Origin of the sequence: Clostridium sp. UBA3061 (assembly GCF_002367465.1) — a bacterium.
Taxonomy (GTDB): domain Bacteria; phylum Bacillota; class Clostridia; order Clostridiales; family Clostridiaceae; genus Clostridium_J; species Clostridium_J sulfidigenes.
This window is the reverse complement of the sequence record NZ_DFCF01000007.1, coordinates 21,281-39,626: the sequence shown is the minus strand read 5'-3', so window position 1 is coordinate 39,626 and position 18,346 is coordinate 21,281. Positions and strand designations below refer to the sequence as shown.

General features: G+C 30.0%; 21 protein-coding genes. 16 read left to right on the top strand and 5 right to left on the bottom strand.

The annotated features are described in order from the left end of the window. The first annotated feature begins 70 nt into the window (after positions 1-70). The 6 genes from modB (at position 71) to B2P65_RS05575 (ending at position 6,028) form a co-directional block, all read left to right on the top strand. Positions 71-736 (top strand): molybdate ABC transporter permease subunit, encoded by a 666-nt coding sequence (gene modB / locus B2P65_RS05600; RefSeq protein WP_346847057.1) that lies wholly within the window; start codon positions 71-73, stop codon positions 734-736. A 73-nt stretch (positions 737-809) separates the two neighbouring features. Beyond that, a complete protein-coding gene (locus tag B2P65_RS05595) occupies positions 810-1,787 on the top strand; it encodes an NAD(P)/FAD-dependent oxidoreductase (RefSeq protein ID WP_346878062.1) in 978 nt (325 codons plus the stop codon). 77 nt (positions 1,788-1,864) lie between these two features. Then, the gene (gene queG / locus B2P65_RS05590) at positions 1,865-2,854 is read left to right on the top strand and encodes a tRNA epoxyqueuosine(34) reductase QueG (protein WP_346847059.1); all 990 of its coding nucleotides are present in this window, start codon (positions 1,865-1,867) and stop codon (positions 2,852-2,854) included. Between the two features lie 35 nt (positions 2,855-2,889). Beyond that, a complete protein-coding gene (locus B2P65_RS05585; RefSeq protein ID WP_035129646.1) occupies positions 2,890-3,588 on the top strand; it encodes a lysophospholipid acyltransferase family protein in 699 nt (232 codons plus the stop codon). A 185-nt stretch (positions 3,589-3,773) separates the two neighbouring features. Beyond that, a complete protein-coding gene (locus tag B2P65_RS05580; protein ID WP_035129643.1) occupies positions 3,774-4,967 on the top strand; it encodes a glycine C-acetyltransferase in 1,194 nt (397 codons plus the stop codon). Positions 4,968-5,074: 107 nt separating this feature from the next. Next, complete coding sequence (locus tag B2P65_RS05575) at positions 5,075-6,028, top strand: L-threonine 3-dehydrogenase (protein ID WP_346847060.1); 954 nt, start codon at positions 5,075-5,077, stop codon at positions 6,026-6,028. Positions 6,029-6,112: 84 nt separating this feature from the next. Here B2P65_RS05575 and B2P65_RS05570 read toward each other — a convergent pair whose 3' ends face one another. Then, positions 6,113-7,516, bottom strand: a complete 1,404-nt coding sequence (locus tag B2P65_RS05570) for an APC family permease (protein ID WP_346847061.1) — start codon at positions 7,514-7,516, stop codon at positions 6,113-6,115. 259 nt (positions 7,517-7,775) lie between these two features. Between B2P65_RS05570 and B2P65_RS05565 the strand changes: the two genes are divergently transcribed. The 6 genes from B2P65_RS05565 (at position 7,776) to B2P65_RS05540 (ending at position 12,916) form a co-directional block, all read left to right on the top strand. Continuing rightward, complete coding sequence (locus tag B2P65_RS05565) at positions 7,776-8,273, top strand: LURP-one-related/scramblase family protein (RefSeq protein WP_346847062.1); 498 nt, start codon at positions 7,776-7,778, stop codon at positions 8,271-8,273. 276 nt (positions 8,274-8,549) lie between these two features. Further along, positions 8,550-9,353, top strand: a complete 804-nt coding sequence (locus tag B2P65_RS05560) for a GNAT family N-acetyltransferase (RefSeq protein ID WP_346877615.1) — start codon at positions 8,550-8,552, stop codon at positions 9,351-9,353. 423 nt (positions 9,354-9,776) lie between these two features. After that, on the top strand, positions 9,777-10,634 hold the full coding sequence (locus tag B2P65_RS05555; protein WP_346879752.1) for a GNAT family N-acetyltransferase: 858 nt from the start codon (positions 9,777-9,779) through the stop codon (positions 10,632-10,634). A 175-nt stretch (positions 10,635-10,809) separates the two neighbouring features. Next, positions 10,810-11,811 (top strand): alpha/beta hydrolase-fold protein, encoded by a 1,002-nt coding sequence (locus B2P65_RS05550; RefSeq protein WP_346879751.1) that lies wholly within the window; start codon positions 10,810-10,812, stop codon positions 11,809-11,811. 201 nt (positions 11,812-12,012) lie between these two features. Beyond that, positions 12,013-12,459 (top strand): GNAT family N-acetyltransferase, encoded by a 447-nt coding sequence (locus B2P65_RS05545; protein WP_346879750.1) that lies wholly within the window; start codon positions 12,013-12,015, stop codon positions 12,457-12,459. 19 nt (positions 12,460-12,478) lie between these two features. Beyond that, complete coding sequence (locus tag B2P65_RS05540) at positions 12,479-12,916, top strand: GNAT family N-acetyltransferase (RefSeq protein ID WP_346877617.1); 438 nt, start codon at positions 12,479-12,481, stop codon at positions 12,914-12,916. Positions 12,917-13,069: 153 nt separating this feature from the next. Here B2P65_RS05540 and B2P65_RS05535 read toward each other — a convergent pair whose 3' ends face one another. The 4 genes from B2P65_RS05535 to B2P65_RS05520 form a co-directional block, all read right to left on the bottom strand. Further along, complete coding sequence (locus B2P65_RS05535; protein WP_346879749.1) at positions 13,070-13,441, bottom strand: hypothetical protein; 372 nt, start codon at positions 13,439-13,441, stop codon at positions 13,070-13,072. Between the two features lie 171 nt (positions 13,442-13,612). Beyond that, positions 13,613-14,200: a manganese catalase family protein gene (locus B2P65_RS05530; protein ID WP_346847068.1), complete on the bottom strand. Its 588-nt coding sequence runs from the start codon at positions 14,198-14,200 to the stop codon at positions 13,613-13,615. Positions 14,201-14,217: 17 nt separating this feature from the next. Further along, on the bottom strand, positions 14,218-14,466 hold the full coding sequence (locus tag B2P65_RS05525) for a spore coat protein CotJB (RefSeq protein ID WP_346879748.1): 249 nt from the start codon (positions 14,464-14,466) through the stop codon (positions 14,218-14,220). A gap of 14 nt (positions 14,467-14,480) precedes the next feature. Then, positions 14,481-14,651, bottom strand: coding sequence for a spore coat associated protein CotJA (locus B2P65_RS05520; RefSeq protein ID WP_150844121.1), 171 nt, complete (start codon positions 14,649-14,651; stop codon positions 14,481-14,483). A 223-nt stretch (positions 14,652-14,874) separates the two neighbouring features. On the opposite strand from B2P65_RS05520, the gene B2P65_RS05515 reads away from it, so the two are divergent. The 4 genes from B2P65_RS05515 (at position 14,875) to B2P65_RS05500 (ending at position 18,344) form a co-directional block, all read left to right on the top strand. Beyond that, entirely contained in the window at positions 14,875-16,254 is a 1,380-nt protein-coding gene (locus B2P65_RS05515; protein ID WP_346879747.1) for a bifunctional metallophosphatase/5'-nucleotidase, read from the top strand. A gap of 18 nt (positions 16,255-16,272) precedes the next feature. Then, entirely contained in the window at positions 16,273-17,196 is a 924-nt protein-coding gene (locus tag B2P65_RS05510) for a hypothetical protein (protein ID WP_346879746.1), read from the top strand. Between the two features lie 234 nt (positions 17,197-17,430). After that, positions 17,431-17,586: a rubredoxin gene (locus tag B2P65_RS05505; RefSeq protein WP_346879745.1), complete on the top strand. Its 156-nt coding sequence runs from the start codon at positions 17,431-17,433 to the stop codon at positions 17,584-17,586. A gap of 197 nt (positions 17,587-17,783) precedes the next feature. Next, positions 17,784-18,344, top strand: coding sequence for a sigma-70 family RNA polymerase sigma factor (locus B2P65_RS05500; protein ID WP_346879744.1), 561 nt, complete (start codon positions 17,784-17,786; stop codon positions 18,342-18,344). Positions 18,345-18,346: the final 2 nt, after the last annotated feature.

The following is an 18,346-nucleotide window of genomic DNA, read 5'->3' as shown; positions in this document are numbered from 1 at the left end:
ATTATACATGTTATACAAAACAGCATTCCTATAGTATATATAAACAATATAAGATGAGGATGATAAATATATGATGGAATCCATATTAACACCAGTGATGATTTCGCTTAAAGTAGCTTTTGTTGCCACAGGGATAGTTATTATTTTTGGTATAGCATTAGCATGGATATTTTGTAGATATAGTTTTAAGGGGAAGTCAGTATTAGAAACAATAATACTCTTGCCTATGTGTCTTCCGCCTACAGTAGTAGGGTATGGAATGCTAATAGTCATGGGTAGAAATGGTCCTTTAGGAAAGCTTACTGAAGCTGTATTTGGAGGTACTTTAGTATTTACGTGGCAAGGTGCTGCCATTGGAGCTGCAATTGTGGCATTGCCATTAATGTATGAAAGTGCTAAGGCTGGTTTTTTAAACGTAGATATTACATGTATAGAGGCAGCTAGAATATTTGGTGCCAGTGATAGTTATATATTTTTTCATATAGTATTACCTATGGCTTTTGATAGTATTATCAGTGGAGTTATTTTAGCATTCACTAGAGCTTTAGGTGAATTTGGAGCTAGTCTTATGGTTGCCGGTAATATACCAGGAAAAACTCAAACTATACCAATAGCAATATATTTTGCTATGGAAAGTGGAAATAGAACTCAGGGAAATGTGCTGGTAGCAATTGTAGTTGTATTTAGTTTTATTATGGTATTTTGGTTGAATAGATGGAAGAAACTTAGAAAATAATGATAAATACTAAGAATAATAGTATAATAATCTAGGTAGATTTTATAGCGTTTTGGGAATAGGAGGGGATTTCATGGAAGCTTTTGACCTAATAGTTATAGGTGCAGGAGTAAGTGGAGTTATGGCTGCGGTAGAGGCCAAATCTAGAGGAGTAAATAGGGTTATTGTAATAGATAGGGATATAGAACCTGGTGGAGCTATGCTTTCATGTGTTCAGGCAGGTTTTTACTATAAGAGTATAAAAGAAAATTTAGCTGCCCCTGAATTAATATCAGGATTAGTAAATGATGCCTTAAATTTAGGCTTAATTATTAAGTGCGATACTACAGTTTTGGAAATAAAAAAGAATAAAGAAGTTGTTATGGTAAATAGTAAGGAAGGAATAAAGACTATAAAAGCTAAGTCTATCATTTTTGCCATGGGCTCAAGGGAGAGACCCTTTGGTTATAAAAACATATTGGGTTATGGGTTGGCCGGAATTACCACAGCTTGCTCAACGCTAAAGTATATTAATAGAAAAGGTGTATTACCAGGAAAAAGATGCATTGTATTAGGCTCAGATGATATAGGAATACTTGCAGCGAGAACTTTAGTTTTAGAGGGAGCCAATGTAATAAGTATGATAGAAACCAGTGGAGCTATTAGAGCTGTAAGTAATAAAGCTAAGGAATATGTTGAAGACTTTAATATTCCTGTACTCTTTAACCATAGAGTAGTAAAGATATATGGTACCCATAGAGTTACTGGTGTAGATATCGTACATCTAGATGAAGAATATAATGTTATTGAAGGAACTAGTAAATATGTGGATTGTGATACTTTAGTGCTATGTATGAACTTAAAATCAGATACTGCAATAGCAGAAAAAATGGGAATAGATATAGAGAAAGAAAAGGGTGGTATATTTATTTCGGATAAAATGGAGACCTCAATGAAAGGAATATTTGCTTGTGGTGCAGTGGTTGATGGGTATACTAATGTGGAGAAGGTTATGAATCAAGGAAAATTAGCAGCTAAGTATGCAGCAGAGTATTTGTGTGGAGTACAATAGAGCAAGGGTAAACTAATAATGAGCTCAGGATATGGATAGGATATATGTAAAAGAGAAAGTAGGAAATATATAAATCAATGGGAGAATATATAGATAAAAAACAGAAAATAATAAACTATGCAAAGAAACTTTCTTTAGATACTATTGGGTTTACAGAGTGTAGAAGATTTAATGAACTAGAAGAATTTTTCATAGATAGAAAAGAAAATAATCTTTTTAATGAGTTTGAAGAGGAAGATATAGAAAAAAAGATTAATCCAAAGCTTTTAATGGAAAATGGAGAAACTATTATATCAATAGCTTTTCCTTATTATCATGGTGATAAAGGAGAAGGAGATAAATTTTCTCTATATACAAGGGGGCTAGATTATCACAGAGTAGTAGAAAAATATTTAAAGGAAATATGTGATTATATAGAATCCTTAGGAGGAGAGGCTAAATGGTTTGTAGATAGTAACCCATTACCAGAGAGATATATCGCAGCTATAAGTGGAGTTGGATTTATAGGGAAGAATAATACTCTTATTACGGAAAAGTATGGCTCCTATGTATTTTTAGGAGAAATAATAACAAATCTTAAGCTACAAGGGGATAAATCAAAAAAATATGGCTGTAAAGGGTGCAATTTATGTGTGGAAAAATGCCCAACAAATGTTATAATAGAAGATGTTAAAAAGTTTAATTCTTCACAATGTGTTTCTTATTTAACTCAAAAAAAGCACTTAAATAATGAAGAATTAAATATGGTTAAAGGCAAGATTTTTGGGTGTGACAATTGTCAAAAAGTATGTCCACATAATTTAAATGTGGAAGTTTCACCTATTAAAGAATTTCTACCTAAGGAGTATATGGAAAAGGTTGATTTATTAGAGCTTATAAATCTTGATAATAAAAACTTTAAAGAAAAGTATATCATGCATTCTTGTGGATGGCGTGGAAAGAATTTATTAATAAGAAATGGGCTTATCAATTATTATTTGAGGTATAATGAAGATATAGATAATATAGAAGAGAGTATTAACTCACCATACATAAAGGAGTATTATAACAGATTATTCAAGAAGTAGTATGGAGGTAAGTCTTAGGTATAAAGGAGATTTCTATGAAAAGAGATATATTAACAAAAATTTTAAATAAATTACCAGAGAGTCTTTCTGGAAAATTAGCAAGAAGTTATGTAAAGACATCAATAAAAAAGTATGCTAATATGAAGGTTGAAGGTTACGAAAAAATTAAAGGTATAAAGGGCCCAATAATATTTATATGTAACCACTTAAGTAATGCTGATGGACTAATACTTAACGAACTATTAAAAGACTTTGACCCCACATTCATTGCGGGAGTAAAGCTTTCCAATAACGATTTTACTAAGAATGGATTTAAGTTTATAAAGACCATAGCAATTAAACCTAATTCTGCAGATAAGGATGCCATTAGTAAAATTGTAAAGAAACTTAGAGCTGGAGAAAATATTATGATATTTCCAGAGGGAACAAGAAGTAGAAGTGGTTCAATGATAGAAGGCAAGAAGGGATTTCTTCTAATGGCTAAGCTATCTAAGGCTAAGATAATTCCAATTGGGTTAGCAGGCACAGAAGAATTTTTACCTATAAATGATGGTGATATGGGGGAAGAAAACTTCCAAACAGCTCAAGTTACTGTAAGGTTTGGAGAACCTATATATTTACCTGAAAAACTTAAAGAAGAAGATAAGAATGAATATAATGAAAGAGCTATGTTGGAAGTTATGAAATCTATAGCTGCTCTTTTACCAGAAAAATATAGAGGTGTATATAAATAAGGATTCATTGAAAAACTTATAGTAGATGATATTCTAATTATGTAAAGGGAAAGTATAAGTAGCTGATTTATAAAGGTAAGTGTTAAAAAATATTATTATGGAGTATAAATATACTTATATGTGTTATTAATATATTAGCATGTATAGTAAATTTTATTTAATATAATTTAAATGGAGGTAATCAAATGGGAAGCAAATCTTTAAACAATTTCCTTAAAACTAATTTAGAGGACCTTAAAAGTAAAGGGCTTTATAATGAAATTAATGTTATTACAGGACAAAATGGACCTGTGATAGAAATAGAAGGAAAGAAGCTAATAAACCTATCTTCAAACAACTATCTAGGACTTGCCACTAACAAGAGAATGATTGATGCTTCAATCAAAGCTACAGAAAAGTACGGTGTAGGTGCTGGTGCTGTTAGAACAATAAATGGAACATTAGACATACATATAGAATTAGAGAAGAAGTTAGCAGCATTTAAGCATACTGAAGCTGCAATAGCTTTCCAATCAGGATTTAACTGTAATATGGCAGCAATATCTGCTGTAATGAACAAAAAAGATGCAATACTTTCAGATGCACTAAATCATGCGTCAATTATAGATGGATGTAGATTATCAGGAGCTAAAATCATAAGAGTTGAACACTCTGATATGGATGATTTAAGAGCAAAGGCTAAAGAAGCAAAAGAATCAGGATTATATGAAAAAATAATGGTAATCACTGATGGTGTATTCTCAATGGATGGAGATGTTGCAAAACTTCCTGAAATTGTTGAGATTGCAGAAGAGTTTGATTTAATTACTTATGTTGATGATGCTCACGGTTCTGGGGTACTAGGAAAAGGTGCTGGAACAGTTCACCACTTTGGATTATCAGACAAAATAGATTTCCAAATAGGAACACTTTCTAAAGCTATCGGTGTAGTTGGAGGATATGTAGCAGGATCTAAAGACCTTATCGACTGGTTAAAGGTTAGAGGTAGACCATTCCTATTCTCTACATCATTAACTCCAGCAGCAGCAGGAGCTTGTATAGAGGCTGTAAATATATTAACTGAAAGTACGGAACTTCATGATAGATTATGGGAAAATGGGAATTACCTTAAAAAGGGCTTAAAAGAATTAGGATTTGATATTGGACATAGTGAAACACCTATAACTCCATGCATAATTGGAGAGGCTGCTGAGGCTCAAGAATTCAGTAGAAGATTATATGAAGAGGGCGTATATGCTAAATCAATAGTATTTCCAACAGTACCACTGGGAACAGCTAGAGTAAGAAACATGCCATCAGCTGCTCACACAAAAGAATTGTTAGATGAAGCTATTGCTAAATATGCAAAAGTAGGAAGAGAAATGGGCTTAATAAAATAATATTTGTATTAAAAGTAGAGGAGGAATATCCTCCTCTAGAGGTTATAGATTTTAACTAAAAAAACATTTAAATAAAATTTAAATAACATTAGATAGGGAGAATCAATATGAAAAGAATATTAGTTAGCGGATGCTTAGGTCAAATTGGTACGGAATTAGTAACGAAATTAAGAGAAGTTTACGGAGTAGATAATGTAGTAGCTACAGATGTAAGAAAACCAGAAGGAAATCCAATCGTTGAAGGTGGAATTTTTGAAACTTTAGACGTAACAAATTATGACGAATTCTTATCAATAGCTAAAAAACATGAAGTAGATACTATTATTCATCTTGCAGCACTTTTATCAGCAGTTGCAGAAGCAAAACCACAACTTGCATGGACTATTAACATGGGTGGTCTTGTAAACGCTTTAGAAGTTGCTAGAGAATTAAATTGTAAATTCTTTACTCCAAGTTCAATAGGTGCATTTGGACCATCTACACCTAAGGTAAATACTCCACAAGATACTATTCAAAGACCAAACACTATGTATGGTGTAACTAAGGTTTCTGGAGAGTTATTATGTGATTACTACCACTCTAAGTATGGTGTAGATACAAGAGGAGTAAGATTCCCAGGGCTTATTTCTTATGTAGCATTACCAGGCGGTGGAACTACAGATTATGCAGTTGATATTTATTATGAAGCATTAAAAACTGGTAAGTATACTTCTTTCATAGGTAAAGGAACTTACATGGATATGATGTATATGCCAGATGCTATAAATGCAATAATCACTTTAATGGAAGCTGATCCAAGTGAATTAAAGCACAGAAATGCATTTAATATAACTGCAATGAGCTTTGAACCAGAGCAAATAGCTGCAGAAATTAGAAAGCATATTCCAGAATTTGAAATGTCTTATGATGTAGACCCAGTAAGACAAGGAATTGCAAACACTTGGCCAGATTCAATAGACCCATCTGCTGCTAAAGAAGAGTGGGGCTTTAAAGCTGAATATGACTTAGCTAAGATGACAGCAGATATGCTTGAAAAATTAAAAGCTAAAGGCATAAAATAGAGATAAAAATAAAGGACTGAATGAAGATAAAATATCTTTATTCAGTCCTTTATTTTTATATGCTTGTACTATATAACTATAAAATTAATGATTAGTTTTCTTCGCAATATAAGGAAGAATTAATCCTAAACCTATTAAGAAGAATGGTGTGGCAATATTAAGTACTAATTGGAATGGATCTGTAGAGTATATACCACCAATACATGCGAAAGCGGTAAATGCAAAACACCATGCTCCGATAATAATACCTAGTGTTTTATTTTTCACAAATTTGTATTCAGGATTGAATTTTTCTCCTGCCTTCTTTAAAGCTATATATGCAACAAATACCCATAAATAACGTAGAGGCATACATATAGCATTTAGTTTTACTAACCATTTTACTAATTCATCTACACTTCCTATACCAAAAGCAGGTAGAATTATTAAAATTGAAACAATAACTAATATAAGTTTATGTCCGTTTGTATAAGCACCATATTTGTTTTGTACAAACAATTTTTCAGGTATGAACTCTCTATCAGCACTATTAAGTAACATACGTAAAGGTGCATCAATTGATATTATAAGTACTGCAAATTGTCCAATAAGATTTGTAATAGCATAAATAATTACGAAAGTATTTCCTATGTGATAGTATTCACCTAACTTCTGGAAAGCATAATATGCTCCATTAGTCATTAAGTCTTTAGGAACATTATTTGAATCAAACATCATACCTAATGATATAGTTCCTAAAATTGCACATACTGCAACCATAATTGCTAATGCAATCATACCTTTTGAAAAACCAGTTTCAGGGTCTTTAACTTGGTTAACATAAGGTGATATTTTCTCACATCCACCAACAGCAAAGACTAAGATTGATAAGCTGGTAAAGAATTTAACATCAAATGTAGGCATAAAAGTTTTAAATGACCAATCTATAGCATTTAGATTAGCATCTGTAATTGCTGGAGCTGCTAACATTAAGATGATAAATAGAATAGACATTACGAACATAGATGTTCCTGCAAAGGTAGCTATCTTTTTTAATGGATTTAATCCCTTTGATGCAATATATAATGCAATTAAAAATACTACTAAGCAAGATAATTGTAATAGAGTTGTATTCATACTACTGATTCGCTTATCTTGGAAAATTGCCCAGCTAGCTGAAATCATAAAACCAGATGGTTTTTGTGAAATATAAGGCATATGAACTACCCAGTATGTCCATCCAGCATAGTATGCAATTCTTGGTCCTATGGTTTCATGAATCCAAGAACTAACTCCACCACCAGAGTTTTTAAATGCAGATCCTAATTCACCTACCATTAGTGCATAAGGTACAAAATAAATAGTAAAAATTAATACCCAAGATACAATTGCTTTAAGTCCATTGTACTCAGAGAAGCCGTTAATAACATTACCAAAACCCCATACTGTTGAAAATGCCATAAAAGCTAAGGTGTACCAAAGAATTTGTTTATCCTTTTTTTCAGACATAAATTTCCCTCCTATATTAAATTACGATATTATTATATCATGGGAAACATTCTTTTTACATTTAAAATAAAATATTTTCATATTAATCGAATTATTTTTAAAATATTATAGAAATTATTAAATATTATTGAACATTTATCTATAAATATAATCTGAATAATTTTATTAGTAATAACATATTAAAATAATTGGGTGTATAATTACATAAATTTGTATTAATGTTCTAAAATTTATGAGATAATATTAATAATGAGTATATATGACGGAGGAAGCTATGAAATTATATATTAAGCAAAAAGTATTTTCATTTACTGATAGATTTATAGTTAAAGATGAAAAAGAGGAAGATAAATATTTCGTTGAAGGTGAAATGTTTTCCATGGGGCATAAACTTCATATTTATGATATAAGTCATAAGGAAGTGGGCTATATAAGGCAGAAACTCTTTACCTTTATGCCTAAGTTTGAAATTATCATAAATGGCATGGTAATTGGAGATTTGATAAAAAAATTTACTTTTATTAATCAAAATTATTATCTAGATGGAACTGACTTAAGGTTAACAGGTGATTTTTGGGCCCATGATTATACATTATATCAAGGTGAATATGCTGTTATGACGGTGAGCAAGGAATGGTTTACTTGGGGAGATAGCTATGTACTAAATATATCTGATCAGGTTGATGAAATATTATGCTTAGCTATAGTTTTAGCTATAGACTGTGAAATGTGTACTGCTAATAATAGGGGTAACTAAGTTTAAAATTAGATAGTAAATTAGTAACCTAAAAAATTACTAGGGGGGAACTATTATTGCAATAAAAGAAAGACAAGCTACTAAGTAAAGAAAATAACTGGGGTAAATAAAATAAAAAGGGGGGAATTTAGTGGTACTATTAACAGGTACTTACTAGGTAAAAATGAGTAAAATTATTAAAGAAAGATTATTTATGCGACATATAAGCTGTAGCATAAAAGAAGGTATTTTAATAAGGGTACAGGGGTTTAATTTATTGGAGATTATAGGAAACATATGAAAACAAGTATAAGCTTCGAATTAACTAATTGTGATGATATAAGTAAGTTTTTAAAAGATTATATAAAAACCCTGTCTTCACCCTTCGATTCATATTTAGAGGACCATATAATTAAATCTAAGTTTTATAGAATAGTTATGAATTCAAAGTATATAGGATATTTTGCTATATATGATGATGAATTATTAACACTGTTTTATATCAAATGTAAATATATAAAATACGCTCAAAAGTATTTTAATGCTATATTAAAAAAGTTTAATCCAAAATCAGCCTATGTATTTACAGGAGACGAGTTATATTTAAGTTGTATATGTGATATAGAAAATAAAGAAGTAAAAAATCAAGCTTATTTTTTCCAGGATCATAAAGGTAACCCAGAGAAAATAAGGTATTATAACAATGGTAATCTAAGAAAAGCAGAGGATAAAGATATTGATGTGATAAAGGAATTCAGTGGTGACTTCTTTGAAGACGTATACAAACAGGTTAAAGATGGAGAATTATATATTTTTGAAGAGGGTACTAACGTGTTAGGTTTTGGTATACAAGAAAAAGGAGAAGTACTAAAAGGATATACTAGTATAGGTATGTTTACTAGAGAAGAATATAGACAAAAGGGTATTGGAAGAACTATTATAGCAGAGCTAAAGAAACTTTGCTATAAGCAAGGAGAAATTCCAATTTGCGGATGTTGGTACTATAATACAAATTCTAAAAAAACTTTAGAAAGTAGCGGATTCGTAAGTAAGACCAGACTTTTAAGAGTGGAATTTAAAGATAACAAGGGAGGGAATTAATCTATTTCAAAGATTTTGAGGGGAATAAATTAGAAGCAGCATGGTTTATTTGGGATTGAGAATAAATATATTTACAAGTGATACAAATAAAACTTATAATGTAAATATAAGTAATGAGAAAGGTGGGAATACGTTGTTTATGAACAGAGATTTTTATAAAAATAATATAAAATTAAATAGAATATATAATAACGCCCTACCTGAAATTATAGGTTTTTAAAGTTGAATTTAAAGTATTAATTTGTAATTAAGCCCTAGGGGTATTCCTAGGGCTTTTTATATCTAAATATTTTAAATAGCATAGTGAACTTAAAAGTAATATTTAAGTTTAAGACTATGTTTAAAGCAAATATGTGCTAGTTAGCCATATCCTATCATCTGCGGTGAAGGATATGGCCATTTTTATGTAGGGGGTTAGAATTAATGCAAATTTTAGAGTTAAGAGAACTAGATAAGAAGCAGATTGAAGATATTGAAAACTTAGAAGAGGCTTGCAAAAACTACGATAAAACTAAAGGAGGTGCATTTCTATCAAACGAAATTAACTTTAATAAGGAAATAAATTGTTTTTTCCTATTATATGAAGAAGAAATACTTGTAAGCTTTCTAGCTATGTTTATACCAACATCACAGCAGGCAGAGATTTCTACATATACATTGCCAGAGAAGAGAAAGAAAGGTTTCTTTAAAATACTTTTAGAAAGTGCTATTAATGAGCTAAGAAAGTATGATGTTAGAGAAATACTTTTTGTGCATGAGCCTTCAAGCAATGATGGTAGGTTAACTTTAAGGAAATTTAATGTTAAATATGATTTTTCTGAGTATCTCTTAGTCTATAAAAAGGATAAATTTACTAAAGCACAGAACAAGCTAAAATTATATCAAATAATTAATCAAGATGTAGATGAAATAGCAAAGCTACACATAGACATTTTTAATAAAACTTTGGAAGAAGGAAATGCAATTGTTAATAGAGCAATAGAATCTAAAGATAGGATATCCTATATGGCTAAAGTAGATGATGAAATTGTTGGTATATGTAGTATTAGCTTAGAAGGTGGCAATGCGTTTATTTGTGGATTAGGAATTTCAACTAAGTATCGAGGACTTGGCTATGGAAAAGAGATATTAAGTAAGGGAATAGAGAAGGCGTTGACCTTGGATATTAAAGATATATATCTTGAGGTGGATAGCAAAAATCATACAGCATATAACCTTTATATTAATAATGGATTTAAGATTAAAACACAATTAGATTATTATAGATATTTGATTCAGTAATAAGTAGCCTTAAAAATAGTTAGCTGTGTAATAATGAAGGTGTATTTATGAATGGGGATGATAGTATGGAAGATACATTAAGTAGCAGAATAAAAAATTAATTGAGAATATAGAAACTGAAAGATTTAATGTTATAGAGGAGTTTTGGAAATACGTAGAAGAACAAGGTACTCCCTTGATAGAGAATATTAAAGGGGATGATAATAATGCATTAGTAACTTTTTTATATAGAGGAAAAGATATTAATAATGTGATGATTTATGGGGGAGTTCCAGGGTTTCGATATAATGAAAATATTATGGAGAATATAGAAAACACTGATGTTTGGTTTAGAACATACAAGGTAAGAAATGGTGTAAAGTTTAAATACAATTTTTCACTCAATTATGAATTTAATGATGATTATAAAAAGATAAAGAAGAATTCTGTTATAGATATATTAAATCCAAATCAATTTGTGTTTCCAAAGGATGAAGAAAGTTCAGAATCAGAAGAGTTAATATCGTCTTTAGTAATGATGCCTAAGGTTAAGACAGAGCTATGGACAGAATTTAGGGAATATACAAGGAAGGGTGAAGTAAAATTATATAGACTTAATAGTGATATCCTAGGAGGTGGCCGGAGAATATGGACATATGTACCTTATGGGTATAAAGAAATTAAAGAGCCATGTAAACTGTTAATTCTTAGTGATGGTTTTGAATATTTAAGTATTTCGGCTGCTACAGTTTTAGATAATTTAATAAATGATAAAAAGATTTCTAATGTAATTTGTGTACTAATTGAAAGTACAAAGAACAGGTATGAAGAATTAACTTGTAGTGATAAATATTCTGATTTTATAGCTAAGGAATTAATACCATGGATATATGAAAATTACAATGTAAGCAAGAGTCCAAAGGATACTATTATTGGAGGGGTGAGTCTTGGAGGTTTAGCCGCTACTTATATGGCTTATAAAAATCCAAGTATTTTTGGAAATGTATTATCTCAGTCAGGCTCTTATTGGTATGATGAGCAGTGGCTTACAAATAAATTTAAAGAGAGCGAAAGGTTACCAATAAAATTTTATTTAAATGCTGGAGTGTTAGAAGATGCTCCTTATGATACTGAACCTATAATGATGGATGTAATAAATAATATTAGAGATGTGCTAATAAAAAAGGATATGAAGTAAGTTATGAAAACTTTCCATCAGGGCATGATTATCTAAGTTGGGGAGAAACTCTGGGAACAGAACTTATAGAATTAATAGGAGACAAAATTGAAGACATATAAGAGAAGGGATAAGTAGAGAATAAGTTTATAACAAAGCAACTGATAAATATGAGTATAGAGTTGTGTTTTCAAAATTAAATAGTTCTAGGTAGGTGAATAAATGAATATTAGCATTAAAGATATAAATCTAGAAAATTGGGAAGAATGTGCTAAGTTAAAAATATCAAAGGAGCAAGAGACATACTTGCCTCATTCTAATTTAGAGTCTATTGCAGAATCCAGATTTTATCCTAATTATACACTGTTAGGAATCTATAAGGATGATAAAATTATTGGATTTGCTATGCATGGAGAAGAAGATGAGGATGAAATGGCCGAATTAAGAAGATTTATGGTAGATGAAAAATATCAAGGAAAGGGTTATGGGAGAAAAGCATTAGCATTAGTATTAGAAGATATCAAGAAAAAGTCTAAATATAAAACCATATATTTAAGCTTTCATCCAGAGAATATAGTAACAAAAAATCTATACTCTAGTTTTGGCTTTAAACAGTTTATAACTGGATTTGAAGCTGAGGATGAGGTTTTTTATAAGAAAGAAATATAATATTAGGGGGAAAATATTTATGGAGATTATTTTTAAAGCAATAGACAATGACAATTGGAGAGAATGTATTGAGCTCTCTGTAGAAGAAAACCAGAAGTGTTTCGTAGCATCAAATTCATATTCTATATTGGAGTCTAAATTTGAAGAAGGAAACTATCCGATGGCAATCTACGATGGGGAAACCATGGTAGGATTTTTAATGTACAGCTTTGATAGTGATGATAATAGCTGGTGGATGTGTAGACTTATGATGGATAAGAAATATCAAGGTAAGGGTTATGGTAGGGCTGCTATATTAAAACTATTAGAACTATTAAAAGAAGAACATGGAAATATAAAAGTTTATACAAGCTTTGAACCAGAAAATAGTGTCGCTGAAAAATTATATGAGTCTGTAGATTTCAGAAAAACTGGAAAGATAATGTGGGGAGAAGTAGTAATGGAGATACAACTATAATATAGTTAAAACTTCTGATTTAAGAAAGGGGATATCTCAAAATAAGCTAAATCTTAAATTAATGTCGAGCTTGTCATCTAATATAAGTACAAGCTCAACATAGTGAAAGATTAGAAGTTTATTTATTGATATCCCCTATAATATTTTTAAAATCTAAATAATAAAGTTGATTATTATACATATTACACCACCCATAACTAGTGAAATAGTATTTATGCTAGCCTTAAAATTCTTTTTAATAGTACTAGTTTTTTCTTTTTCCATTTTGGTTACTTCAAGATTGGCATTTGCTATATACTGAGCATTGGCTTGACAAAGTCCTTGAAGAGATAATCCCGTTGGATTTCCTCCTAGGAAAGAAGAAATTCCTAGAATAACTAATATTATACCTTCAATAAATAAAACATCCTTTAAGTTATGGGCAGTAAAATGAACAATACCTAATCCAATTAACACTAAGATAATAGACCAGACTATTCCCCAAACAACACATTTAATTAAGGATTTAATTTGACTCTTATCCATGATTAATCTCCTTTTTTATTGATTATTATATTATATGGAATTTTATAGTAATCATAACAATGTTATCTAGTAAAACTAAAATAAGGGATCTTAGCAAAATATATAAAATTAGTTTGTTTTGCAAGCCCCTTATTTATATAAGTATATTCACTTAGAATATAAATTTTTAATTTATCTATTCAATGGATCTAGTAATGGTTTTCTTTTAAAACAGTCTTGTACGTCATCTAGAGCTTCACCAAATCTTTGGAAGTGAACAACTTCTCTTTCCCTTAAGAATTTCAAAATTTCTTTAATTTGATAATCATCACTTTGATTTATTAACCACTCATAGGTTGCTCTTGCTTTTTCTTCTGCAGCTAAATCTTCATGAAGATCTGCAACTACATCATCTTTAGCTTGTATATAAGCTGCTGTCCAAGGTACTCCATTAGGGTCTGTGTAGAATAAAGCTCTTCCATGATTAGTATAGTGACCACCAAGTCCTACTTCTTCAAGCTCTTCTAGAGTAGCATTGCTCATAAGTTGATAAATCATAGTAGCTATCATTTCAACGTGAGCCATCTCCTCTGTACCTATATCAGTAAGTAGTGCTTTAGATTTTCCAGTAGGCATAGTGTAACGTTGATTCAAATATCTAAGTGCTGCACTTAATTCTCCATCTGGGCCACCATATTGAGCTACTAGAAATTTTGCCATTCTAAGATCTTTAGATTTAAGATTTATTGGATATTCTAACATTTTTGTATAATACCACATATTATAATCCTCCTGTGTTAATAATTTTCCCAAGGCCATGGTAATGAAGTCCAACACATTGGACTTTCAACAGAGGCTGAGCCGAAATTAGTAAGTAGGCCATATTTTTCTTCATATTGACGTACTAATATTCCGAGCTTATGAGATACGGCTTGTAGATCCTTAGTAGCTTCCTCGTTATCAGGGAAGTTATCTAGATATAGATTTAAATCTATGCAATAAAATTGAAGTTTTCTTATATTATTTAATAATTCTTGATCATACATAATATCTCACCCCTCTATTCCCATCTTGAGTTTTTCTTCTCGTTGTAAGGTTTATATAAATCCTTAAATATTGTGCCCTTTGATAGAGCATCTTTAACTAAAAATAAATTTTCATATGCTTGAGGTAATACAAAAGCACAAGCGTATTCCATTTTTCTATGTGAGTAATTACTATAATTGCTCATTTGTTTTCTCCTTGAATTAATTTCTACCTAATAGTATGTTATGTTATATATGTAATATTTGTGAAAATAAATTTCAATTTCAACGAGGTTTTTATATAAATATTCCATGGTATGTTGTAAAATATTTATATATATGGATATATATAATGTTCGTTGATTTAGCTAAAAATATTTTTATGTAAATTTTATAACGATTTATTAACATATACAAAGGAGATGTATTATGGAATTACAAATATTACATACTAACGATATACATAGCAATTTTGAAAATTTAGCAAGAATAACTACAAAAATTAATGAGTTAAAAAATGATGATACAATTGTATTAGATGCAGGAGATCTAGCAGATTTTAAAAGAGTAGAAGTTAATGGAACTAAGGGGAAGGTTGCAATAGATTTACTTCAGGAAGCTGAATATGATGCTATTTCCATTGGAAATAATGAGACCTTTGATGGAATTCATACTTTAGAAGGATTAACCTCTGATGGAAGGATACCTTTTTTGAGTTGTCATATAAGAAAACTCAATGGTGGGGAAATAGAAGGGCTAAGCAAAAGTATAATAATTAATAAAGCAGGATTAAGGATATTAATTATAGGTGCTTCTCCAAATTTAAATGAGTTTAGTACAAGTTGTGGATTAGATATTTTAGATTATCTTCAGGGAATAAATAAGGAGATAAATAATAATAAGGGTAAATATGATATATGTATAGTTCTATCCCATTTAGGTATGGATAAGGATGAAGAGATTGCAACAAAAATTTCAGAGGTAGATGTAATAATAGGAGGACATTTTCATATTCTTATGGATGAACCTAAGATCATAAATAATACCATAATCCATACCTCAGGACAGTTTGGAGAACACTTGGGAGTATTGAAACTATCTATAAAAGATAATAAAGTAAGTTTAGTAAAAGGCGAAAATATAAATATAGAAGGCTTAGATATGGATAAAGGTATAATTAAAGTATTAAAGAAGAATAAAGAGATAGCTTTAAATAATCTTTCTATACCACTATATGAAGTTAAAGAAAATTTATGGCATGATGTAATAGAAGAAAATCCTATTACTAACTTATTAGCAGATGGACTATCTAAAGTTTATAATTGTGATTTTGCTTTCATAAATAGTGGAGTATTAAATGGAGGAATAAAAAAAGGTGCAGTAACTAATCTTAAGCTATTACAAATAGAGCCATCTCCATTAAATCCTACATACTTTGAAATTGAAGGAAAATCTATATTAGAAGCTATTAAGGAAAGTTTAGATGGAGATATAGTTTTAGCTGATGGTAGGGGGCCGGGCTTTAGAGGAAAATATGTAGGAAGACTTCATTTTTCTAGAAATGTACAGATTAAATATAGGGAAAGAGAAGTACTAGAAGTTATTATAAATGGACAACCTCTTAAGGAAGATAAAGTTTATAGGGTAAGTAGCTCTGATTATCTTCATAGAGGTTCTGGATATAAAGATTTAAAGAATAATTCTAATCATCAATATGATGATAGATACATAAGAGATATATTAAGAGAATATTTATGTGATGAAGATATGGTTAATAAAGCATTAGAAGATAGATGGATAAGAATATAGTTATGAAAGGGGATTGAAGTGGAAGATAATAAGTTATTAGAGAAAAATAAAAAAGTAAAAAGAAGAGTTATTATAGGGTTTATAGTTTTGATATTGCTTAATCTGTGGGGTTTGTTAAAAGTTAATTCTCTTAGACAAGACCTAGACAGCTTACGAGGTGATATTTATAATCAGTATAATGATATGAGGACATCCTTAAGTAGCATTAATACCACCGTAGAAGAAACCCTAAAAAAGCAAGGGAGTATTTTAAGTGACTTTAGTTACTCAGTAGAAGGGCTAGATGCAGAAAACAAAACCATTAGTATTAAGCTTAAAGGAACTCCTAAGGTATATAAAGAAGGATTAAAGTTTTATTTTAACTATGACTGTAGCGATGGAGATAGTAAGAGTGTTGAAGGTAAATTAGATAAAGCTTTAAACTATAGTGCAAAGATAGCAGTTCCCATAAGGAGTACTGTTAAATTTGGATTTACTTTAGACTATGGAGAAGAAGTGAAAAAAGAAACATGGGAAGATGAATATATAGATCAAATGGAGTATCAACTTCAAATTATGCCTCAACCTTTTAAAGGGAAATATGAAACAAAGGGTGATGAAGTTATAATTGATGGACGGATTGAAAGTGTCATTTATCCAAGTTCTATAAAAGGAAATTCTGTAGAAGAAGCTTCATGTAAGATAAGAATAAATGAGGAAGTTATAGATGAAATTAAATTAGAAAAAAGTAATGAACCTTCAAGTGAAGTTAGTAATTATACTGGAACTATCAAAGAGAAATATAAATTAAAAAATGGAGATATGTTAGATGTGTTAGTTGAGGTTCAAGACACCTATGGATTTAAATATAAATATTACCCTATGACGTCAATTAATAATAATGGTACACTTAATAAGTTGGAGTCCTCTGGGGGAAATACTTTTATACAGGTAGAGCCATAGAATCTTGAAAAGGCAAGTATATAACTATGTAAATATAAAAATATAAAACTTTACAACTAGGAATATATATAACTAGTTAAATAGTTGTTTTGTTCATGGGACTTTAAGGAGATTTACAATTTAAATAGGATGACTAAAGCTACATCAAAGGGTAAGAGATTAATAATCCTGAGTTGGTAATTTAACTAACATAAGGAGTTTATTAATATAATTTTATATTGAGGAGGAATTGATATGAAAATTTATAAATGTAGTGTATGTGGCTACTTGTATGATGAAAGCCAAGAAGAGGTACCTTTTGCAGAATTAAAAGAAGACTGGAGATGTCCTGTTTGTAAAAGGGAAAAAAGTTTCTTTAAACCATTAGAGGAAACAGATTCTGTAGATTAGATAAGTAAGTAATTAGAGAAGTAAATAATTAAATAATGTTTAATTTAAGAGTGTCTTAAAATATTGGATTATATTTTAGTAAAAACTAAAGTATAGTATATTTTAAGACACTTTTTATATTTAATTTTATAATTTTGTAAGAAAAGCTATATTGCTTTCGATATATAGGGTGAAGAAGGAAATTTGGAGGAGATTTAATGAGGGTGGATAAAGACAATTTTATTGCAGAATTAAAAAGAAAAAATCCTAAAGCTCTTGATTATATCATTGATATATATGGGCCCTTAGTAAAAGGAATTATATCTAAAACCTTATGTTCTATAGAGGATAAAGGTTTAATTGAGGAATGTATGTCAGATGTATTTATGGCAATTTGGGTTAATGGGTATAAGTTTACTGGGGATAGTTCTAAGTTTAAAAGTTGGATAGGGGCTATCACAAAATTTAAAGCAATTGATTACTACAGAAAGTATGGTAAAAAAGAAAATAACCAGCTTATGGATGAAGCCATCACTGATGGTAAAAGTGCAGAAGATCATTATCTTGATGATATAGAAAATAGCAGGTTAGTAAGTATTATAGAAAGTATGGAGGAACCAGATAAAACTATTTTTATAATGAAATTTTTACTTGGAGAGAAGAGTAAAAGCATTAGTGAAGCATTAAAGCTTTCTGTAAGTAATATAAATACTAGAATTAGTAGAGGCAGAGAAAGGATAAGAAGAGAGTACTATAAGGAAGCTAGGGAGGGGGTATAGTT